Annotated in this window: 15 protein-coding genes; 6 read left to right on the top strand and 9 right to left on the bottom strand. The window is 69.5% G+C overall.

What is annotated here, in order from left to right; translation table 11 throughout:
* Positions 1-10 precede the first annotated feature (10 nt).
* Positions 11-1,147, bottom strand: coding sequence for an ROK family protein (locus tag ABD648_RS15740; RefSeq protein WP_282215903.1), 1,137 nt, complete (start codon positions 1,145-1,147; stop codon positions 11-13).
* A 167-nt stretch (positions 1,148-1,314) separates the two neighbouring features.
* Positions 1,315-2,865, bottom strand: coding sequence for an HNH endonuclease signature motif containing protein (locus ABD648_RS15735; protein WP_282215902.1), 1,551 nt, complete (start codon positions 2,863-2,865; stop codon positions 1,315-1,317).
* Between the two features lie 153 nt (positions 2,866-3,018).
* On the opposite strand from ABD648_RS15735, the gene ABD648_RS15730 reads away from it, so the two are divergent.
* Both ABD648_RS15730 and ABD648_RS15725 read left to right on the top strand, forming a co-directional pair.
* Positions 3,019-3,546 (top strand): GNAT family N-acetyltransferase, encoded by a 528-nt coding sequence (locus tag ABD648_RS15730; RefSeq protein ID WP_282215901.1) that lies wholly within the window; start codon positions 3,019-3,021, stop codon positions 3,544-3,546.
* A 444-nt stretch (positions 3,547-3,990) separates the two neighbouring features.
* Positions 3,991-4,824, top strand: coding sequence for a M23 family metallopeptidase (locus ABD648_RS15725; protein ID WP_282215900.1), 834 nt, complete (start codon positions 3,991-3,993; stop codon positions 4,822-4,824).
* An 18-nt stretch (positions 4,825-4,842) separates the two neighbouring features.
* On the opposite strand, the gene ABD648_RS15720 is transcribed toward ABD648_RS15725, so the two are convergent.
* Positions 4,843-6,120, bottom strand: a complete 1,278-nt coding sequence (locus ABD648_RS15720) for a low temperature requirement protein A (protein ID WP_282215899.1) — start codon at positions 6,118-6,120, stop codon at positions 4,843-4,845.
* Positions 6,121-6,202: 82 nt separating this feature from the next.
* Positions 6,203-7,654: a gamma-aminobutyraldehyde dehydrogenase gene (locus tag ABD648_RS15715; RefSeq protein ID WP_282215898.1), complete on the bottom strand. Its 1,452-nt coding sequence runs from the start codon at positions 7,652-7,654 to the stop codon at positions 6,203-6,205.
* Between the two features lie 100 nt (positions 7,655-7,754).
* On the opposite strand from ABD648_RS15715, the gene ABD648_RS15710 reads away from it, so the two are divergent.
* The 3 genes from ABD648_RS15710 to ABD648_RS15700 are packed head-to-tail and all read left to right on the top strand — an operon-like array spanning position 7,755 to position 10,008.
* Positions 7,755-8,222, top strand: coding sequence for an Lrp/AsnC family transcriptional regulator (locus tag ABD648_RS15710; RefSeq protein WP_282215897.1), 468 nt, complete (start codon positions 7,755-7,757; stop codon positions 8,220-8,222).
* A gap of 38 nt (positions 8,223-8,260) precedes the next feature.
* Positions 8,261-9,664, top strand: coding sequence for an NAD(P)/FAD-dependent oxidoreductase (locus ABD648_RS15705; protein WP_282215896.1), 1,404 nt, complete (start codon positions 8,261-8,263; stop codon positions 9,662-9,664).
* A complete protein-coding gene (locus ABD648_RS15700) occupies positions 9,661-10,008 on the top strand; it encodes a cupin domain-containing protein (RefSeq protein ID WP_282215895.1) in 348 nt (115 codons plus the stop codon). The genes ABD648_RS15705 and ABD648_RS15700 overlap by 4 nt, the downstream gene beginning before the upstream one ends.
* Before the next feature lie 63 nt (positions 10,009-10,071).
* Here the strand turns inward: ABD648_RS15700 and ABD648_RS15695 are convergent, their stop codons facing one another.
* The 5 genes from ABD648_RS15695 to ABD648_RS15675 are packed head-to-tail and all read right to left on the bottom strand — an operon-like array spanning position 10,072 to position 16,889.
* A complete protein-coding gene (locus ABD648_RS15695; protein ID WP_282215894.1) occupies positions 10,072-11,655 on the bottom strand; it encodes a dipeptide ABC transporter ATP-binding protein in 1,584 nt (527 codons plus the stop codon).
* Entirely contained in the window at positions 11,652-12,518 is an 867-nt protein-coding gene (locus ABD648_RS15690) for an ABC transporter permease (RefSeq protein WP_282215893.1), read from the bottom strand. The genes ABD648_RS15695 and ABD648_RS15690 overlap by 4 nt, the downstream gene beginning before the upstream one ends.
* Positions 12,515-13,471, bottom strand: coding sequence for an ABC transporter permease (locus ABD648_RS15685; protein ID WP_282215892.1), 957 nt, complete (start codon positions 13,469-13,471; stop codon positions 12,515-12,517). The genes ABD648_RS15690 and ABD648_RS15685 overlap by 4 nt, the downstream gene beginning before the upstream one ends.
* Positions 13,468-15,138, bottom strand: coding sequence for an ABC transporter substrate-binding protein (locus ABD648_RS15680; RefSeq protein WP_282215891.1), 1,671 nt, complete (start codon positions 15,136-15,138; stop codon positions 13,468-13,470). Before ABD648_RS15680 ends, ABD648_RS15685 begins: the two co-directional genes overlap by 4 nt.
* Positions 15,138-16,889 (bottom strand): amidohydrolase, encoded by a 1,752-nt coding sequence (locus ABD648_RS15675; protein WP_282215890.1) that lies wholly within the window; start codon positions 16,887-16,889, stop codon positions 15,138-15,140. The genes ABD648_RS15680 and ABD648_RS15675 overlap by 1 nt, the downstream gene beginning before the upstream one ends.
* A 135-nt stretch (positions 16,890-17,024) precedes the next feature.
* Here ABD648_RS15675 and ABD648_RS15670 point away from each other — a divergent pair, with 135 nt between their 5' ends.
* Positions 17,025-17,687 (top strand): TetR/AcrR family transcriptional regulator, encoded by a 663-nt coding sequence (locus ABD648_RS15670; RefSeq protein ID WP_282215889.1) that lies wholly within the window; start codon positions 17,025-17,027, stop codon positions 17,685-17,687.
* Positions 17,688-17,752: the final 65 nt, after the last annotated feature.

Below are 17,752 nucleotides of genomic sequence, written 5' to 3'. Positions count from 1 at the left end.
GTCGGGTCGGTCAGCGACTGATCTTGGCGGATGGGGTGAGGATGCCGGTGAAGAGCGAGACCCGGAGAGCGGATGCCGCTTCGCCCACAGCCCCGACGAGCGGCGCCTCCGGGCCAAAGGAGGAGACCAGGAAGCGCAGCGGCAGCTGGGCCGCGTACTCGGCGGCGGTGCGTGCGACGGCGTCGACGAGCATCGGGTGCACGGCGTCGCCGCCGAGGATGAAGGCCTCGGGGTCGAGGACGAGTCCGACGCTGCCGGCGACGAGCACGATGCGCCTGCCGATCTCGGCGATGAGCTTCTGTGCGACCTCGTCGCCGGCTTGTGCGGCTTCGAGGTGTTCGAGGAGCGTGGCGTCGACGTCGAGCCCGAGGCCCAGCGCGAGATCTCCGACGACGGCGTCGTTCACGATCGGTGCGCCGATGGGCAGAGGGGTCTGCGGGAGGTAGGCGACCTCGCCGGCGACGCCGGAGAATCCGCGGTGCAGGACTCCGTCGAGCACGATGCCGGCGCCGAGGCCGTCGTCGAGGTGGAGCAGCGCGAAGCTGGCGAGTTCGCCTCCCGACCCGGCCGTGAGCTCGGCCAGGGCGGCGAGGTTCACGTCGTTCTCGACGCGGACCGGGCAGCCGAGCGTCTCGGAGAGGGCGCTGCGGAAGGCTCCGCCGTCGGGTCCGAGGTCGTCGCGGATCCCTCCTTCGGGGGTGACGATGCCCGGGACGCCGACGACCGCGAGGTGCACGGGTCCCTTGAGGGCGCGGCGGCATCTCTCGATGAGTTCGACGATGCGCCCGACGCGGTCGCCGCTGAGGAAGGCGGCGTGCTGCTCGGCCCGCACGGCTCCGGTCGCATCGACGAGGACGACGTGGGCGGCGTGGTGGTCGACGTGCACGGCGGCGGCGAAACCGAGACGCGGGTGCAGTCCGACGCGTCCGGCCGCGGGTCCGCGGGTGTCGCGGTCGACGCCGGCAGCGGCGACGGCGCCGGCCCCGTCGAGCATGCGGAGCACCTGGGTCACGGCCGTGCGGGAGAGTCCGGTGGTGGCCATCAGCTCGGCGCGGGTCTGCGGACCGCTGCGCGCCAGAGCCTCGAGGATCGCGCGGCCGTTGAGTGTGCGAAGCAGGCTCTGCGGTCCCGCGAGTGGTCTCGACATGTCATCCCTGGGTCGGCGTCCCGCCCACTATGCCACATCGGGTTGCACCCGTCGATGGGTGATTCGAGGCTCGATCCTGACGCGATTCACTGGCTTCGATCGGCGTTGACCACCGCGCATCCCGGACATCCTTGGATCACCCTCCTCGACAGGTGACGCGCAGTCGGTCAGCCGGCGCGCCTGTGGATGCTCTGGAGCAGGTGACGGGGCGTGCGCCAGCGTTGTTCGGGGTCCCACCACGCCGGGCCCCGCATCTGCGGGATGCCGTTCTGCATGCGGATCTCCCACCCACTCGTGTCGAGCGTGCGGTGGTGGTGCCAGCAGAGGGTCACCCCGTTGTCGGTATGAGTGGGTCCGCCGCGGGCGTGTTCGGTGACGTGGTGGATCTCGCACCAGGATGCCGGAACATGGCACCCGGGGATGAGGCATTCCTTGTCACGGAGGGTGATCGCCCGGCGTTGATGGACGGTGAAGATACGCTCCGTGGTCCCGATGCCGATGATGCGACCTTCGGGATCGAACAGCACCCGTTGGATATTCCCTCCACACGCGGCGTGCCGGGCGGTGCCCATGGTCGTGGGGGTGTCTGTCCCGTCGATGTGCGCCCATCCGCGGCCGGTCGCATAGTCCTGGGCGGTGACAGACACGACGACGGTCGGGGCGGCACCTCCGAGCCGGGGCATCTCGTCGTGGCGGGCGGCGATCCCGAGCGCGGCGGCGAGAGCATCGTGCTGCTTCTGCGCCCGAGTGCGGGTGTCGACCATCCCAGTGGAGTCACCACCGGGCGGAGTGTCCCCCTCGGCGTGCGGGTCCTCTGGAGTCTCGATCGTGTCGGCGTCGAGGTCGTCAGTGGGCCGGAAGCTCACACCCGGAAGGGGTGGGCCGTCGACTTTGGGGTTGAGGTAGGCGTCCCAGATGCGTTGCAGCTGCCCTGCCACTTCGGGGAGGAGGTCGCCGCGGAGCGGGATGAGGCCGTTCTTCGCCCGGCCGAGGAGCACACCGCGTCCGCGCTGGGCGATGTCCTCCGCGGGTTCGGCGCCGTCGGGGTCGAGGTAGGTCACGATCACCTTCGCAAGAAGCCGCAGATCCTCCGGGGTCGCCGGCGGCGCCGCTTCCGCATCGTCCGCATCCGCATCGTCCGCATCCGCATCCGCATCCGCATCCGCATCCGCATCCGCATCCGCATCCGCATCGGCATCGGCTTCCGCATCCGCATCCGCATCCGAACTCGCAGCGAACCCGCGTGCGAACGCCGCGAGTTCGGCATCTGCCCGCAACCGGTCTTCGGGACTGATGCGCCGCCCCGCCTGCTCCACCGGCACCGTGGCCGCCAAGAGCCCCGCGACCCCGACGACCCCGTCGAGCAGCGCTTCCCGCATCTGCGGCCACAGCGCCGGAAGCGGCGCTCCCGACGTGAACTCGGTCTCGCGGTGCACGGCCTTCGCCGCCCGCACCACCCGCCCGGCCCCTGCCGCGTCCGTGCGCAGCGCCCGCTGCAACAGCTCGTTCATCGACGCGCACCCGAACGACCGCGCGAAATCGGCATCGGTCGATGCGACGGTCTCCACGACCAGCGCATCGACCACCCGCTGCACGTCGCCCGCCGCGCGAAGCAGCTCCATCTTCTCGGCATTCGACAGCACTCGAACGGCATCCGCCCGCAGCACTCCGCGGACGTCGAGGACGACCCGATCGAAGATCTCCGCGGTGCTGTTCATACCCCCATTCAACCGAGGGCCACCGACATTCAGACCTCGAAATCTCCCAGTTCAGGGCAATATTCCAGTACTCCCGCAACAGCCAGTTCCCCTCCACAGAACACCCACCAAGACGGCTCGCTCACACTCCCGCGCCCTCACTAGGGTGGACGGATGACCGCCCCGCTCGAAGTCCGCGACGGCCGCGCCGAAGACGCCGACGATGTCGCCCGCATCCACGTGCGCTCCTGGCAGACCGCCTATCGCGGACTCATCGATCAGGACGTGCTCGACTCCCTCTCGATCCCGGATCGCGCCGCCAATTGGCGGAGGTTCATCGCGGAACCGCTGCCCACCGGCCTCGGCATCCTGGTCGCCGTCCGCGATGACCGGATCCTCGGCTGGGCGTCCTTCGGCTCAGGGCGAGACGAGGACGGCACTGCCGACGGCGAGATCTACGGCATCTACGCCGACCCCGACGCCTGGTCCACCGGCGTCGGCCACGCGCTCCTCATGACCGCAGCGGAGCGGATCATGGATGCCGGCCACACACGCGCCTACCTGTGGGTGCTCGACGGCAACGACCGCGCCGATGCCTTCTACGCACGCCACGGATGGGAGCTCGACGGCGCCACGAAGGTGGACGAGCGGCCGAATCTCACACTGAAGGAGCACCGGCGGGTCAAGGTACTCGCCGGCTGAGGCGTTTTCGTCACTTCGACCCGATCCACTCGAGCACCGCTGTGCACGCCCGCGCTCCCGTCGCGAAACCGCACCTGAGACAGGCGGAAACTCCTGTCATCTCGCGACCGGAACAGCCCGAAGGAACCCGCGCCAGCCAACGGGAGCCCGCCCCTGCGACTCGCGCTCGATTTGACCCAGCGCCGCCCAGCGCATAAATTACGAATCGGTAACGGTGGCATCCGGGGGATCGACCGCCGAGTACACCCGCCTCCGGAAGGACCCGTCACGAACTCCCTGCCAACCGAGCCCGCTCAGGGTGCCTCGGAACCAGCCACCGACATCTCCGACTCGCAGCGCCCGCTGTTGCGCCGTGATCTTCGGCGCGCCGCGTCGGCGAGTGCGCAGAGTTCCCGCACAGTCGACGCGCCTGTGTCAGCACCTGACGCACCGATGTCAGCACCGATGTCCGTACCGACGTCCCCCCAGCTACCCCCGACGATCACACCCCGGCCGACCTCGAAGACGACGCTGCCGGTCGCACCGATCTCCCGGGTTCAGTCCCGCCGGACGAAGCGCCACTGGGCGAAGGTCAAGGCGCTCGGTGCCACGCTCGCCATCGGCGTGATGATCACCGGAGCAGCATTTCCCGGGCTCAACCCGCTGAGCCATCAGACCGCCGCAGCCAGCGCCGCAGCGGCCGTCTCGTCCGCGGCAGACGCCGACTCTCAGTCATACGCGGCGACGAACGAGATCCGCGCGGAGATCGCTCCGCGCGGGGCTTTCGCCGCGACGACGCCCGAGGAGATCAAGGAGACGCGCTCCCGTGCTGTCGCTGCCGCGGTTGCCGCCGGCATGCCGCTCAGCAGCGCGATCGAGATCCCGCTCGCCGATCGCGTCGTGATGCCGATGGCCGATGGGACGTACTCGTTCACCGATGGCTTCGGCGCCTCGCGACCCGGGCGGTCTCATCTCGGCCAGGACTTCGCTGCACCCATCGGCACGCCGATCAACGCGGCCATGAAGGGCTGCGTCTCCCGGTCGACCGAGAGCTTCGAGGGCTACGGCGTGACGATCCAGATCGAGAGCATCGTCGACGGTCAGGCCGTGAGCACCGTCTACTCGCACATGTCCTACGGGAGTCGCGCTGTCGAGGTCGGCGACTGCGTCGACGCAGGCCAGTACATCGGCGACGTCGGATCGACCGGATACGTGTTCGGCTCCTGCCTGCACTTCGAGGTGCACATCAACGGCACCCCCGTGGACCCCCTGCCGTGGCTCACGACGAACGTGACCTGACCCGGATCCCGCCTGACGTCACCCCACGACCACCCGCTCCGACCCGAGCACGCGGACGAGCTGCGCCTCGAGCGCACGCCAGGCGCCGAGCTCGTACGACAGCACGATCAGGATCGGCGAGCTGACGACGATCAGCAGGCACGCCCAGAGCGGCCAGCCGAGCGCAGCGCCGATGATCGCGACCACCGGCAGCGCGATCACGGAGATCTGCAGCGGCGAGTTCTTCGGGAACTCCGAGACGAGCCAGGCGTGCAGCAGATACAGCGTGACCATGAACGCGAGCACCGGGATCGCGATCGACGAGATCGCCGTCAGTGTGCTCACGTGATAATGCTCGTCGTAGACGTAGCCGATCACATGCAGGCCGGCGCCGACCGCGGCGATCGCGGCGAACAGCACGATGTGGCCGTATCCCCACACGAGCGCCTTGGATCGACGCACCGCGAGGATCGGCGCGCTCGGCACCATGAAGTACACCCACCACAGCGCGAACGCCATCACGATCCCGAGACCGATCACCGCGATGGACGAGACCGACCAGCCCTCGGCATCCGTCACCGCCTGCGCGGCGACGAGCGTGCCGAACACCGTCTCACCGAGGGCGATGATCGCAAGCAGCGCGTAGCGCTCGGCGATGTGGTGCGGATGCCACGGGGTGGCGCCTCCGCCATGACGGAAGCCCTTCGTCTCCGCGATGATCGGGCTGGCCCAATCGATCGTCGAGACGACGAGTGCGCCGATCAGGAACCCGAACGGATCCAGCGGAAGGAAGATCAGTACGACCCAGCCCACCTGGGCGATGCCGATGACCATCGCGTAGGTCTTGGCGACGGAGCGATACTTCGGGTTTCCGTGCGCCGCGCGCCACCACTGGGCGATCACGGCGACGCGCATCACCACATAGCCGGCGACCATGACCTCGTTCGCGATCTGTTGCCCGCGCTCCAGCGAGGCGAACACCTGAGGAAGCGCGATCGCGAGCACCACGACACCCGCCATCTGCACCATCGTCAGCACGCGGAACAGCCAGTCATCCGTGTCGAACGCCGAGGCGAACCACGAGTAGTTGATCCACGCCCACACGATCGCGACCATCGCGAAGCAGAAGCCGCCGACGCCGGCCGCGATGTCTCCGTGCGCGATCGCCGAGGCGAGCTGGTTGCCGGCGACCCCGAACGCGGCGACGAACGTCAGATCGAACAGCAGCTCCAGCGGGGTCGCGGCACGGTGCGCCTCAGCAGCATCCCGCCCCGCCATCCTCCGAAGCCCGTGACGGAAGTAGGTCGGCGTGGACATGTGAACCCCCAGTGTTCGTGAGGGTCACGATAGTGGGCGACCGCCGCAGGAACCAGTATTCTGCTGGCCCCCCGGTTCGCCCTCAGTCCAGCGCCGTCATCACGTGCTTGATGCGCGTGTAGTCGTCGAATCCGTACTGCGACAGGTCCTTGCCGTACCCGGAGTGCTTGAACCCGCCGTGCGGCATGTCCGACACGAACGGGATGTGCGTGTTGATCCATACGCAGCCGAAGTCCAGGTCCCGCGAGAACCGCATCGCCCGCGCGTGATCGGTCGTCCAGACCGATGACGCCAGCGCGAACGGCACGTCATTCGCCATCGCGAGCGCCTCATCCTCCGTCTCGAACGCCTGCACCGTGAGCACGGGGCCGAAGATCTCCCCCTGCACGGCCTCGTCGTCCTGATGAAGCCCCGACACGATCGTGGCCTCGAAGAAGTAGCCGCGCTCACCCTGCCGCCTGCCGCCGGTCTCGATCGTCGCGTGCGCCGGCAGCCGCTCGACGAATCCGGACACCTGCGCGAGCTGCGCCGCGCTGCTCAGCGGCCCGTACAGCACGCCCTCCTCCTGCGGCCCACCGGTCCGGGCATCCGAGCGGGTCCGCTCGACGAGCGCCGCCACGAGCTCGTCGTGGATCGAGGAATGCACGAGCACCCGGGTCGCCGCGGTGCAGTCCTGACCGGCGTTGAAGAACGCCGCATTCACGATCCCCGCGGCCGCCTTCTCGATCGACGCGTCCGGGAACACGATCGCCGGAGCCTTGCCGCCGAGCTCGAGGTGCACGCGCTTGACGTCGTTCGCGGCGGAGCGCGCCACGGCCATTCCCGCCCGCACCGATCCCGTGATGGCGACCATCTGCGGAGTCGGATGCTCCACCAGCGCGACGCCGGTCTCGCGGTCGCCCAGCACGACGTTGAGAACGCCGGCGGGCGTGTGCTGCGCGACGATCTCGGCCAGCAGCAGCGTGGTGAGCGGCGTCGACTCCGCGGGCTTCAGCACGACGGTGTTTCCGGCGGCGATCGCCGGCGCGATCTTCCAGACCGCCATGTTCAGAGGGTAGTTCCACGGCGTCACCTGACCGATCACGCCGACCGGCTCGCGGCGCACGAACGAGGTGTGCCCGGCGAGGTACTCCCCCGCCGCACGCCCCTCGAGGCTGCGTGCCGCCCCGGCGAAGAAGCGCAGCTGGTCGACCGACTGCAGGATCTCGTCGGCGACGAGGCTCGCCCGCGGCTTGCCGGTGTCCTGCGACTCGAGATCGGCGAACTCCTCGGCCCGCGCCTGCATCTCGTCCGCGATGCGGAACAGGGCGAGCTGCCGGTCGGCGGGCGTCGTGTCGCGCCAGAGCGGGAAGGCAGCGGATGCCGCGGCATAGGCCGCATCCACGTCGCCGGTGTCCGACACCGGGATCTCGCCGTAGGGCTCCTCGGTCGCCGGGTCGAGCAGCGGCATCCGCCCGGCGCCGTTCGCGGGCACGTAGCGGCCGCCGATGAAGTTCTGCAGCGGCGCGGCGTTCTTCAGAAGATCACTGGGCATGGCGTCAGCGTAGTGCCTTCACCACGAAATCAAAAGGTATTTTCCTCCTAAAACGACTGAATCAGTTGCATGAACGAATGCCGCCTGACAATATCGACCCATGAGCACCAAGCCCAAGCAGCCGGCCCTCGACGGCATCTCGAAGCGGATCGTCGAACTCCTCCAGGAGGACGGCCGACGCCCCTACGCCGAGATCGGCCGCGAAGTGGGACTCAGCGAAGCCGCCGCCCGCCAGAGGGTGCAGCGCATGACCGAGGCGGGCATCATCCAGATCGTCGCCGTCACCGACCCGATGCAGCTGGGCTTCCACCGCATGTCGATGATCGGCATCCGCGTCACCGGCGACCCGCGCGAGATCGCCGAGGAGCTCACGAAGATCCGCGAACTGGCGTACGTCGTCGTCACGCTCGGCACCTTCGACATCCTCGTCGAGGCCGTGTGCGAAGACGACGAGCACCTGATCGACCTCATCGCGACCCGCATCCGCACGATCCCCGGCATCGCGCACACCGAGAGCCTGCTCTACGCCGGCCTCTACAAAGACCTCTACAACTGGGGCACGCGCTGACGCGCACCCCGCCCCCAACGGAAGCCACGGAGAACACCATGGGAACCACCGTCTTCGAACGTCGCCTGCCCGCCCCCGTCGCGGTCGCGGCCTCGCTGCGCGACACCGAGCTCGGGGTGTTCTGGCTCGACGACGTGTCGCGCACGGAGCACCCGACGCTCACCGGACACGTCACGGCCGACCTCGTCATCGTGGGCGGCGGCTACACCGGACTGTGGACGGCCGTGCGCGCCAAAGAGCGCGACCCCGAGCGGCGCGTCGTGCTGCTCGAGGCGTCGCGCATCGCCTGGGCGGCATCCGGCCGCAACGGCGGATTCTGCGAGGCCAGCCTCACGCACGGGCACGAGAACGGACTGACCCGCTGGCCCGAGGAGATCGACCGTCTCGAGGAGCTGGGGCTCGAGAACCTCGACGCCATCGAGCAGACGATCGCCCGCTACGACATGAAGGCCGACTTCGAGCGCACGGGGCAGCTGGCCGTCGCCGTCGAGCCGCACCAGGTCGAGTGGTATCGCGAGGAGCCCGGGTTCCTCGACCAGGAGGCCGTGCAGGCCGAGGTGCATTCCCCCACCTTCCTCGCCGGCGCCTGGGAGCGTGAGGGCTGCGCCCTCGTGCATCCGGCCAAGCTCGGCATGGAGCTGGCGCGCGTCGCCGCGGAGCTCGGCGTCGAGATCTACGAGCACAGCCTGGTGAAGCGCGTCGAAGGCGACGGATCGGGACCGATCACCCTGGTGACGGCGAACGGACGCGTGACGGCGGATGCCGTGGCCCTCGGCACGAACGTGTTCCCCTCGCTCCTCAAGCGCAACCGCCTGATGACCGTGCCCGTGTACGACTACGTGCTGATGACGGAGCCGCTCTCGACCGAGCAGCTGGCGTCGATCGGCTGGTCGAACCGTCAGGGTCTGGCCGACAGTGCGAACCAGTTCCACTACTACCGGCTCACCGCCGACAACCGCGTCCTGTTCGGCGGCTACGATGCGATCTACCACTACGGCGGCAAGGTGCGTCCGGAGTACGAGGACCGCATGGAGAGCCACCGCAAGCTCGCCTCGCACTTCTTCACGACGTTCCCGCAGCTCGAGGGCCTGCGCTTCACGCACCGCTGGGCCGGCGCCATCGACTCGTCGAGCCGGTTCTGCGCGTTCTTCGGCACGGCCCGTCGCGGGCGGGTCGCCTACGCGACCGGATTCACCGGCCTCGGTGTCGGAGCGGCACGATTCGCCGCCGACGTCATGCTCGACAAGCTGTCGGGCGAGGTGACCGAGCGGACCGAGCTGCGCATGGTGCGGGAGAAGCCGATCCCGTTCCCGCCGGAGCCGGCGGCCTCGATCGGCGTCAACCTGGTGCGCGCCGCGATGAACCAGGCCGACCACAACGAGGGCAAGCGCAACCTCTTCCTCAAGACGCTCGACGCCGTCGGCATGGGCTTCGACTCGTGAGCGGGCTCGCGGCCGGGGTGGGGCTGGATGCCGCGACGCTGACCCTCGCCCATGAGCCGCTTCCCACCGAGGAAGTGGTCTCCGGCACCCCGACGACCGCCACCCACGAGCTGACCACGCTGAACGGGCTGGAGATCGGCATCTGGGAGATGACGCCGGGCACGGCGACCGACACCGAAGCCGATGAGGTGTTCGTCGTGCTCTCGGGCCGCGCCACGATCGCGTTCGCGTCTTCCGGGCTGCCGGACCTCGAGGTGGGACCGGGATCAGTCGTGCGCCTCGCCGAGGGGATGCGCACGACCTGGACCGTCACCGAGACGCTGCGCAAGATCTACGTCGTCTGACGCGCGAGCGTCGGCCGCAGCATCCGCCCCTCCTCGAGGTGGCGCCTGTCGCCGCGCCGGCCGTCAGGCCACCGGAACCGGAACCGAGTCGATCAGCAGTCGCGTGTACGCGTGCTGCGGGTCGCCGAGGAGCTGCTCCGTCGATCCCGCCTCGACGATCTCGCCGCGGCGCATGACGATCGTCTCGGCGCACACGCGTCGCACGACCGCGAGGTCGTGGCTGATGAAGAGCAGGGTCAGTCCCTGATCGCGACGGATGCCGGCGACGAGGTCGAGCACCTGCGCCTGCACCGAGACGTCGAGTGCGCTCGTCGCCTCGTCCATCACCAGCAGCGCGGGTTCCACGGCGAGCGCCCGTGCGATCGCCACGCGCTGCCGCTGGCCTCCGGAGAGGGTGCGGGGCCGGGCGGCGACGTACTCTTCGCCCAGTCCGACGGCGGCGAGGAGTTCGACCGCGCGGTCTCGCGCCGCCGCGCCGCGGCGCCCGGTGTGCAGCGTCAGGACGTCGTCGATCGCGCGGCCGACGGGAATCCGCGGGTCCAGCGACAGGTACGGGTCCTGGAAGACCATCTGCACGCTCTTCGCGCGCTCCAGGCGTTCCACCCGCGAACGGGGGATGCCGGCCATCGAGCGTCCGCCGATCCTGATCTCACCGGCGTCCGGCTCCTCGAGACCGACGATCATCCGGGCGAGCGTCGATTTACCCGACCCCGACTCCCCCACCACTGCGAGAGAGCCGCCGCGCGGGATCGAGAGCTCGGCGTTCGCGACGGCGACCACCGGTTCCTTCCCACGTCGGCGGTAGGTCTTGCCCACGCCCGACACCACGAGCTGAGCGTCGGTGCCGGTCGCCGGCGAGGGTGCGGTGATCGCCCCGGAGATGCGCGGGGTCGCCGCCACCAGCCGCCGTGTGTAGTCGGCCGCGGGTGCCGAGAGCACCGCGGTCGCCGGGCCTTCCTCGATCACCGCGCCGTCCTTCATGACGACGAGTCGATCGCACAGCGAGCCCGCGAGATTCAGGTCGTGGGTGATGAACAGCATCCCCATCCCGTTCTGCGCGCACAGCTCTCGCAGTACCCGCACGATCTCGGCCTGGGTCGTGACATCGAGCGCGGTGGTCGGCTCATCGCACACGAGCAAGCCCGGCGATGCGCTCAGGGCGCCGGCGATCATCACGCGCTGCAGCATGCCGCCGGAGAGCTCGTGCGGATGCTGCCGGAGATGGTCTTCCGGAGCGGGGAGCCCGACCGCGGTGAGCAGCTCCAGGGCCCTGGCGTGCGCGGCATCCCTCGACCACCCCTCGCACAGACGCAGCGCCTCGGTCACGTGGTCGCCGACCGTGCGCATCGGGTTCACTCCGGCGCGCGGGTCCTGGAAGACCATGGCCGACTCATGACGACGGATCTCCTGCCGCGCGGCGGCGCCGGCGAGCGGCGAGCGCCCGTTCACGGCGATGGTGCCGCCGACGGCTGACCGATCGGGGAGGAGTCCGAGCACCGCGCGCGCGGTGAGGGACTTGCCCGACCCCGACTCGCCGACGAGCCCCACGGTCTCGCCGGCCGCGACCTGCAGGCTGATGCCGTGCAGCAGCCTGTCGCCGTTCGGCAGATCGAGTGTCAGGTCCTGGATGTCCAGCAGAGTGCTCATGCGGGGGTTCCTCCTCCGATGCGGTCGGACAGCTCCTCGCCGATGATGTTCACGGCGACGACGACGAGCACGACCGCCACGGCCGGTGCGATGGCCGGCAGGAACTGCCCCGCGGCCACGCCCGACTGCGCCTCGTTGATCATCGCGCCCCAGTCGGCCGTCGGCGCCTGCACGCCGAGGCCGAGGAACGAGAGACCGGCGAGCTCGGCGAGCACGTATCCGAAGTTGAGAGTGGATTGCGCGCCGACGATCGGCGTCACGTTCGGCAGCACGCGGCGCAGCGCGATCCACGCACCCCCGAATCCCTGCACCCGGTAGGCCGAGACGTAAGGGCGCGTGCGCTCGGCCGCCACCAGCGACCGGGTGAGTCGGGCCACGAACGGCGCGTAGGCGATGCTCATCGCGATCACCGGTGCGACCAGTCCCTTCCCGAACAGGGCGACGGCCATGATCGCGATCAGCAGCGACGGGAACGCGAAGAGCACGTCGAACACCCGGCTCAGGGCGGCGTCGATCCAGCCACCGCGCCAGCCGGCCCAGAGCCCCAGCAGGATGCCGATCACGGTCGAGAAGACGACGACCAGGAGCGGTCCGATGAGGGCGGTGCGTCCGCCGTAGATGAGGCGGCTGAGCAGATCCCGGCCGAGAGAGTCGGTGCCGAGCCAGTGCGCGGCCGATGGCGGCGCGAGGAAGGACAGGAAGTCCACGGCATCCGGATCGTACGGGGCGACGAACGGAGCGAAGATCGCGGCGAGTGTGACGACGGCGAGCACGACGATCGCCGCGAGGAAGAGGAATCGCGGCCGCTTCCGGCGCGGCGAGCGCAGCAGCCGGATCGCGAGGGTGGGGGTCGAAGAGGTCATCGGGCACCTGCTCCCGCTGCGGAGCGCGGATCGATCCAGGGTTCGAGGATGTCGACCAGGGCGTTCATCACGACGAAGGCGAGCACCACCAGGAGGACGATGGCCTGCACGACCGGGAAGTCCAGCCGGTCGACCGACTGCACCAGGAGCGAGCCGATGCCGGAGAGGCCGAACGCCGCCTCGACGATGGAGCTCGCGACGATGAGCCCGGCCACGAGCACCCCGCTCACGGTGAGGATGGGACCCAGCGCGTTGCGCAGGACGTGACGACGGATGACCGTCGACCGGCGTGCGCCGCGACTCGTGGAGACCTCGACGTGCTCACGGCCCAGCTGATCGACCATGGCCGAACGGGTCACCTTCCCGACCAGCACGATGAAGACGAGCGCCAACGCGAGCGAGGGCAGGGTCAGATGGTAGAGCATGTCGAAGAACCCGTCGCCGGAGCCGAAGGAGGGGAACCAGCCGAGCTGGATGGAGAACACGGCGATGAGCACGATCGCGCCGACGAACGACGGGATGGCGCCGAGCACGGTGAGTCCGATGAGGATGAACCGATCGACAGCCTTCCCCCGGTTGAGCGCCGCGGCAGCGCCGAGCACGACCCCGGCGATGAGCACGATCGCGCCGGCCATGGCGACGAGCATCAGGGTCGCCGGCAGTCGATCGCCGATCACCTGGGTGACATCCTGCCGGTACTGCAGCGAACGGCCGAAGTCCCCTTGCAGCACACCGAGGATCCAGCGGAGGTACTGCTCCCACGGCGGAAGATCCAGACCGTACTGCGCCGTGACCGCGGCCACCGCCTCGTCGCTCGGCTTGCGACCGCGCAGCAGGAAGCTCACCGGGTCGCCCGGCACCAGGAACCGCGAGAAGAAGACGAGCAGCGACGCCAGGAAGAGCGTCAGCAGCAGCCCGCCGAGCTTTCCCGCGACGCGACGCGCGCTGCTCATCGAGCGCCGATCGTGGCGGCCCACGGGTAGTACATGAAGGCCACAGAGGGCTGGACACCGGTGATGCGCTCGCCGAGGTACAGCGAGACCGGCGCCTGGTACAGGGGCAGCCACGGCAGCTCGGCGTTCGCGATCTGCTGCGCCTTCGCGGTCACCTCGCTGCGCGCCGCCGGGTCGTCGATCGCGGTGGCCTCGGCCACGACCGCATCGAACTCGGGGTTCGACCAGCCGCCGTAGTTGCTGAAGTCGCCGGTGCGCAGCACGGAGTACATCTCGAGCGCATCCGGGCTGGAGAGATACCAGCTGGTGTAGAACAGATCGACGCCCTCACGGGCACTCGGGTCCGAGAACAGGGCCGTGTACGCGTTGGGGGTCACGGTCTCGACGTTCACCTTCAGGCCGATCGACTGCGCCGCGGCGACGGTCGCCTGCGAGATGACGGAGAAGTCATTGCTGATGGGCGCGGTCACGTAGGTCAGCTCGGCTCCCTCGGCTCCGGCTTCGGCGATCAGCTTCTTCGCCTCCTCGACGTTCTGGTCGTAATGGCTGACATCGTCGAAGGCCGCGCCGCGCCCGGCATCCGACGCCTCCTGCCAGACCGATTCCGTCGTCATCACGTCGGTGGTCTCCCCCACGCCGCGGTAGGCGGCCTGCAGGATGCCGTCGCGATCCAGCGCGAGCAGCAGCGCCTTGCGCACCCGGAGGTCGCCGAGCGGACCTTCGAGGTCGCTGACCACGAGGTTGCCGACGGCCGTGTTCAACCCGAAGACCACGTCGCCCTTGCCCGAGGACTGCAGAGCGGGGACGGCCTCCATCGGCAGCATCCAGGAGCCGTCGACGCTGCCGGACTTCAGCGCGTTGATCCGCGCGGTGGGATCCGTCATGAACACGAACTCGACCTCGCCGGACCGTGCCTTGAGCTCGTCGTCCCAGTAGTCGTCGAAGCCGGTCAGCGTGATCGACTCGCCCGACTCCCATGCGGCCAGCTCGAACGGGCCTGTGCAGTTCACCCCGCCGGTGGAGTTGCCGTAGTCGGCCCCCTTGTCGGCGAGCGTCGCGGCCGACTCGATGACACCGGCGGCGCCGCCCATCCCGAGGTTGAACTGCGAGTCGGGTCCGTTCATGGTGACGGTCACCTGGCGGTCGCCGGTCTGCTCGATCGATGCGACGTTCTGGTACACCGAGAACCAGAACGATCCCACCTCGGGGTCGAGGTGCCTGCTCATCGAGGCGACCGCGTCGGCCGCGGTGAGCGGCGTGCCGTCGTGGAACGTCACGCCCTCGCGGATCGTGTACACCCAGGTGTCGGGGGTCGGATGCTCGAACGATTCGGCGAGACCCGGGCTGAGGGAGAAGTCCGGGTTGAGGCGCAGCAACGACTCGCAGACGTTGGCGAGCACGGAGTTGTCGGCGTAGTCGAACGCGTAGGCGTAGTCGAGCGAGTTCGGCTCGGCGTAGCTCGCGAACGTGAACGAGTCGATGTCCCCCGAGGGCTCGGCCGTGGCCTCGGTCAGTTCCCAGTCGATGGGGTCGTCGGCGCCGGAGTCGGCCGTGCCCGCCGGGGCGCAGCCGGCGAGCGCGGCGACGGCGAGGATGCCGGCGACCACACCGGCGCTCGTGCGGCGGGTGGAGCGTGCGGAGGAACGGGAGCGGAGAGAGCGGTTCATCAGGACTCCTGGCGATCGTCGGCGGATGCAGTACGTGCGGGTGCAGCAGGTGCGGATGCAGCGGGCTCCGGTGCGGTGTAGACGCGGCGCCCTTCGATCCAGGTCGAGGTGACCCGGGTGAGGTGCAGATCATCGGCGGGGATGCGGAAAGGATCAGGGGAGATGACGACGAGGTTGGCGAGACAGCCCTCGCGGATGCTGCCGGTGTCGTCGTCGCGTCGATTCACGTAGGCGCTGCCGGAGGTGTAGGCGGCGAGCGCCGTCTCGAGGTCGAGACGCTGGTGCTCGCCACCGAGAGGCGGATGCTCGGATCCCGGGTAGGCGCGGTTCACGGCGACGTGGATCGCCGCGAGGGGGTCGGCCGTGGACACGGGCCAGTCACTGCCGGCGGCGAAGCGCACTCCGTCGCGCGCCAGGTCGCCGAACGGATACTGGCGATCGACCTGACCCTCCTGCAGGAAGGGCAGCGTGAGCTCGTCGAGCTGGTCCTCGTGAGTGGCCCACAGTGCCTGGATGTTGGCGACGGCACCCAACTCCGCGAACCGTGGCACGTCATCGGCGGCGACGACCTGCAGGTGCGCGAGGTGGTGGCGGCCGTCGGTGTCGCCGTTGGCATCGCGGGCGACCTGCAACGCGTCGAGCGCCTCGCGCACGGCGCGGTCGCCCAGGGCGTGCATGTGCACCTGCTGACCCGAGGCGTCGAGCGCGGTCACGTACTCGCGCAGTCTCTCCGGCTCGATGAAGCTCAGACCGTGGTTGCACGTGTCGTGGCCGGCATCGTCGCGGTAGGGGGTGAGCATCGCCGCGGTCTGGTTCTCGGCGACCCCGTCGACCATGATCTTGGTGGTGCCGAGGTCGATACGTCGATCGGGGTGGGCTGCGGCGGCGCGCTCACGCCGCTCCGCCATCCGCTCCACCTGGTCGATCCCGCCGTCGCGCCTCCACCACTGCGCACCCACGACGTGCACGAGCAGCCGTCCGTCGGCGGCGGCACGCTCGTACGCGGCGAGCGGATCGGCGATCCCGCCGGAGTCCGCTCCCACCATGGCGTCCTGCCAGCCCGTGATGCCGAGCGCGATGAGCTCGTCCTGCGCGCGGAGCAGCCCCTGGTAGGCGAGGTCGTCCGAGGTCGCCGGCCGCACGGCGGCGAAGAGGTCCCCCGCTCCCTCGTGGAAGGTGCCGGCCGGGTATCCGTCCGACTCGCGCACGATGCGTCCGTCATCGGGATCCGGGGTGTCCGCGGTGATCCCGGCGCGCTCGATGGCGGCCGTGCTCGCCCAGGTGCTGTGGTGGTCGCGGCTCTGCAGCAGCACGGGGCGCCCGCCCGCCGCTTCGTCGAGGATGCCGCGCGGCGGATTGCCGCCGGGGAAGTGGTCCATCCCCCACCCGCCGCCGAGGATCCACTCCTCTTCGGGGTTCGCCTCGGCGTACGCCCGGATGAGCTCGGCGGACTGCGCGGCATCCTCCGCCTCCGTGAGGTTGCACTGGAGCAGTTCGATGCCGCCCCCGACCGGGTGGATGTGCGCGTCCTGGAATCCGGGGCTGAGGAGCGCGCCCCCGAGGTCGACGCGCTCCGCGTCGGCGAAGGCCGGCAGGGCGACCGACGTCTCGGGGACCACGGCGACGATGCGACCGTCGCGCACGACCACGGCGTGCTGCTCGAGGGGCGCCCCGGCACCGGTGAACACGGGACCGCCATGGAAGATGAGCTCGTCGGCCATCGTTCGTCTCTTCTCGTCGTGCTTCGCCATCGAAGCTGCTGGATCGCCCCACGGTAGAACGCCGACGGCTATGCTGTCAACAGTGTTGACAGCGGCGTGGACGAATTCGAGCGAAGTCGTGCCGATCGACGTGACACGATGGACTCGGACGGGACCGGAGAGACGATGACGAACGACAAGGCGACCACGCGGGTACGACTCGACCGGCAGCTGATCATCGACACGGGCTTGGAGCTCGCCGAATCGGGTGCGGCCACGATCTCGGTGCGCGAGCTCGGCAACCGGCTGGGCGCGGATCCGACCGCGATCTATCGTCACTTCGCGAGCAAGGATGCGCTGATGAGCGCTCTCCTCGACGAACTCACCGTGCAGGCCACGGCATCCGTCTCCATCCCGGTCGAGGACTGGCGCGGCCGCCTCCGTCAGCTCAGCGAGACGACGCTCGGCGCCTTCACGCGCTACCCGGCCATCGGGGCAGAGGCGACGTCGCTGACGACCCACGGCCCCGGCGAGCTCGCGGCCATCGAGCTCATGCTCGAGGCGTTCCATCGCGCGGGCCTGCGCGGTGAGGCGCTGGTCCGCCATTACGCGCTGCTCGCCTCGTATGTCCTCTCCGCGGCGGCAGGCATCGCGCGAGCGCGCGCCGGCCATGCCGACGAGAACGCCGACACACCCTGGATCGACTCTCCCCTTCTGGCCGACCCCCGGGAGTTCCCGCATATCGCCGAGAACGGCATCCTGCTCTCGGAGCTGAAGGACCGCGAGCTGTTCCTGCTCGGCGTCGACGTGATCCTCGAGTCGGCGGAGCGCGCCGCCGAGCGCGACTGAACATCCTCTTGCGCTCCGTATAGTTTTGTGACAAAACTATAATCGCTGCTCACGACGAGCAGGGA

It is taken from the genome of Microbacterium luteolum (assembly GCF_039533965.1).
Classification (GTDB): Bacteria; Actinomycetota; Actinomycetes; order Actinomycetales; family Microbacteriaceae; genus Microbacterium; species Microbacterium luteolum.
This window is presented reverse-complemented; position numbering and strand designations above follow the sequence as displayed.

Excerpts from the sequence above, each read along its gene's own strand:
- ABD648_RS15670 (WP_282215889.1), top strand. The coding sequence starts at position 17,025 with ATGACGAACGACAAGGCGACCACGCGGGTACGACTCGACCGGCAGCTG.
- ABD648_RS15705 (WP_282215896.1), top strand. The coding sequence starts at position 8,261 with ATGGGAACCACCGTCTTCGAACGTCGCCTGCCCGCCCCCGTCGCGGTC.
- ABD648_RS15730 (WP_282215901.1), top strand. The coding sequence starts at position 3,019 with ATGACCGCCCCGCTCGAAGTCCGCGACGGCCGCGCCGAAGACGCCGAC.
- ABD648_RS15690 (WP_282215893.1), bottom strand. The coding sequence starts at position 12,518 with ATGACCTCTTCGACCCCCACCCTCGCGATCCGGCTGCTGCGCTCGCCG.
- ABD648_RS15725 (WP_282215900.1), top strand. The coding sequence starts at position 3,991 with ATGTCCGTACCGACGTCCCCCCAGCTACCCCCGACGATCACACCCCGG.
- ABD648_RS15685 (WP_282215892.1), bottom strand. The coding sequence starts at position 13,471 with ATGAGCAGCGCGCGTCGCGTCGCGGGAAAGCTCGGCGGGCTGCTGCTG.
- ABD648_RS15675 (WP_282215890.1), bottom strand. The coding sequence starts at position 16,889 with ATGGCGAAGCACGACGAGAAGAGACGAACGATGGCCGACGAGCTCATC.
- ABD648_RS15715 (WP_282215898.1), bottom strand. The coding sequence starts at position 7,654 with ATGCCCAGTGATCTTCTGAAGAACGCCGCGCCGCTGCAGAACTTCATC.
- ABD648_RS15680 (WP_282215891.1), bottom strand. The coding sequence starts at position 15,138 with ATGAACCGCTCTCTCCGCTCCCGTTCCTCCGCACGCTCCACCCGCCGC.
- ABD648_RS15695 (WP_282215894.1), bottom strand. The coding sequence starts at position 11,655 with ATGAGCACTCTGCTGGACATCCAGGACCTGACACTCGATCTGCCGAAC.
- ABD648_RS15735 (WP_282215902.1), bottom strand. The coding sequence starts at position 2,865 with ATGAACAGCACCGCGGAGATCTTCGATCGGGTCGTCCTCGACGTCCGC.
- ABD648_RS15740 (WP_282215903.1), bottom strand. The coding sequence starts at position 1,147 with ATGTCGAGACCACTCGCGGGACCGCAGAGCCTGCTTCGCACACTCAAC.
- ABD648_RS15720 (WP_282215899.1), bottom strand. The coding sequence starts at position 6,120 with ATGTCCACGCCGACCTACTTCCGTCACGGGCTTCGGAGGATGGCGGGG.
- ABD648_RS15710 (WP_282215897.1), top strand. The coding sequence starts at position 7,755 with ATGAGCACCAAGCCCAAGCAGCCGGCCCTCGACGGCATCTCGAAGCGG.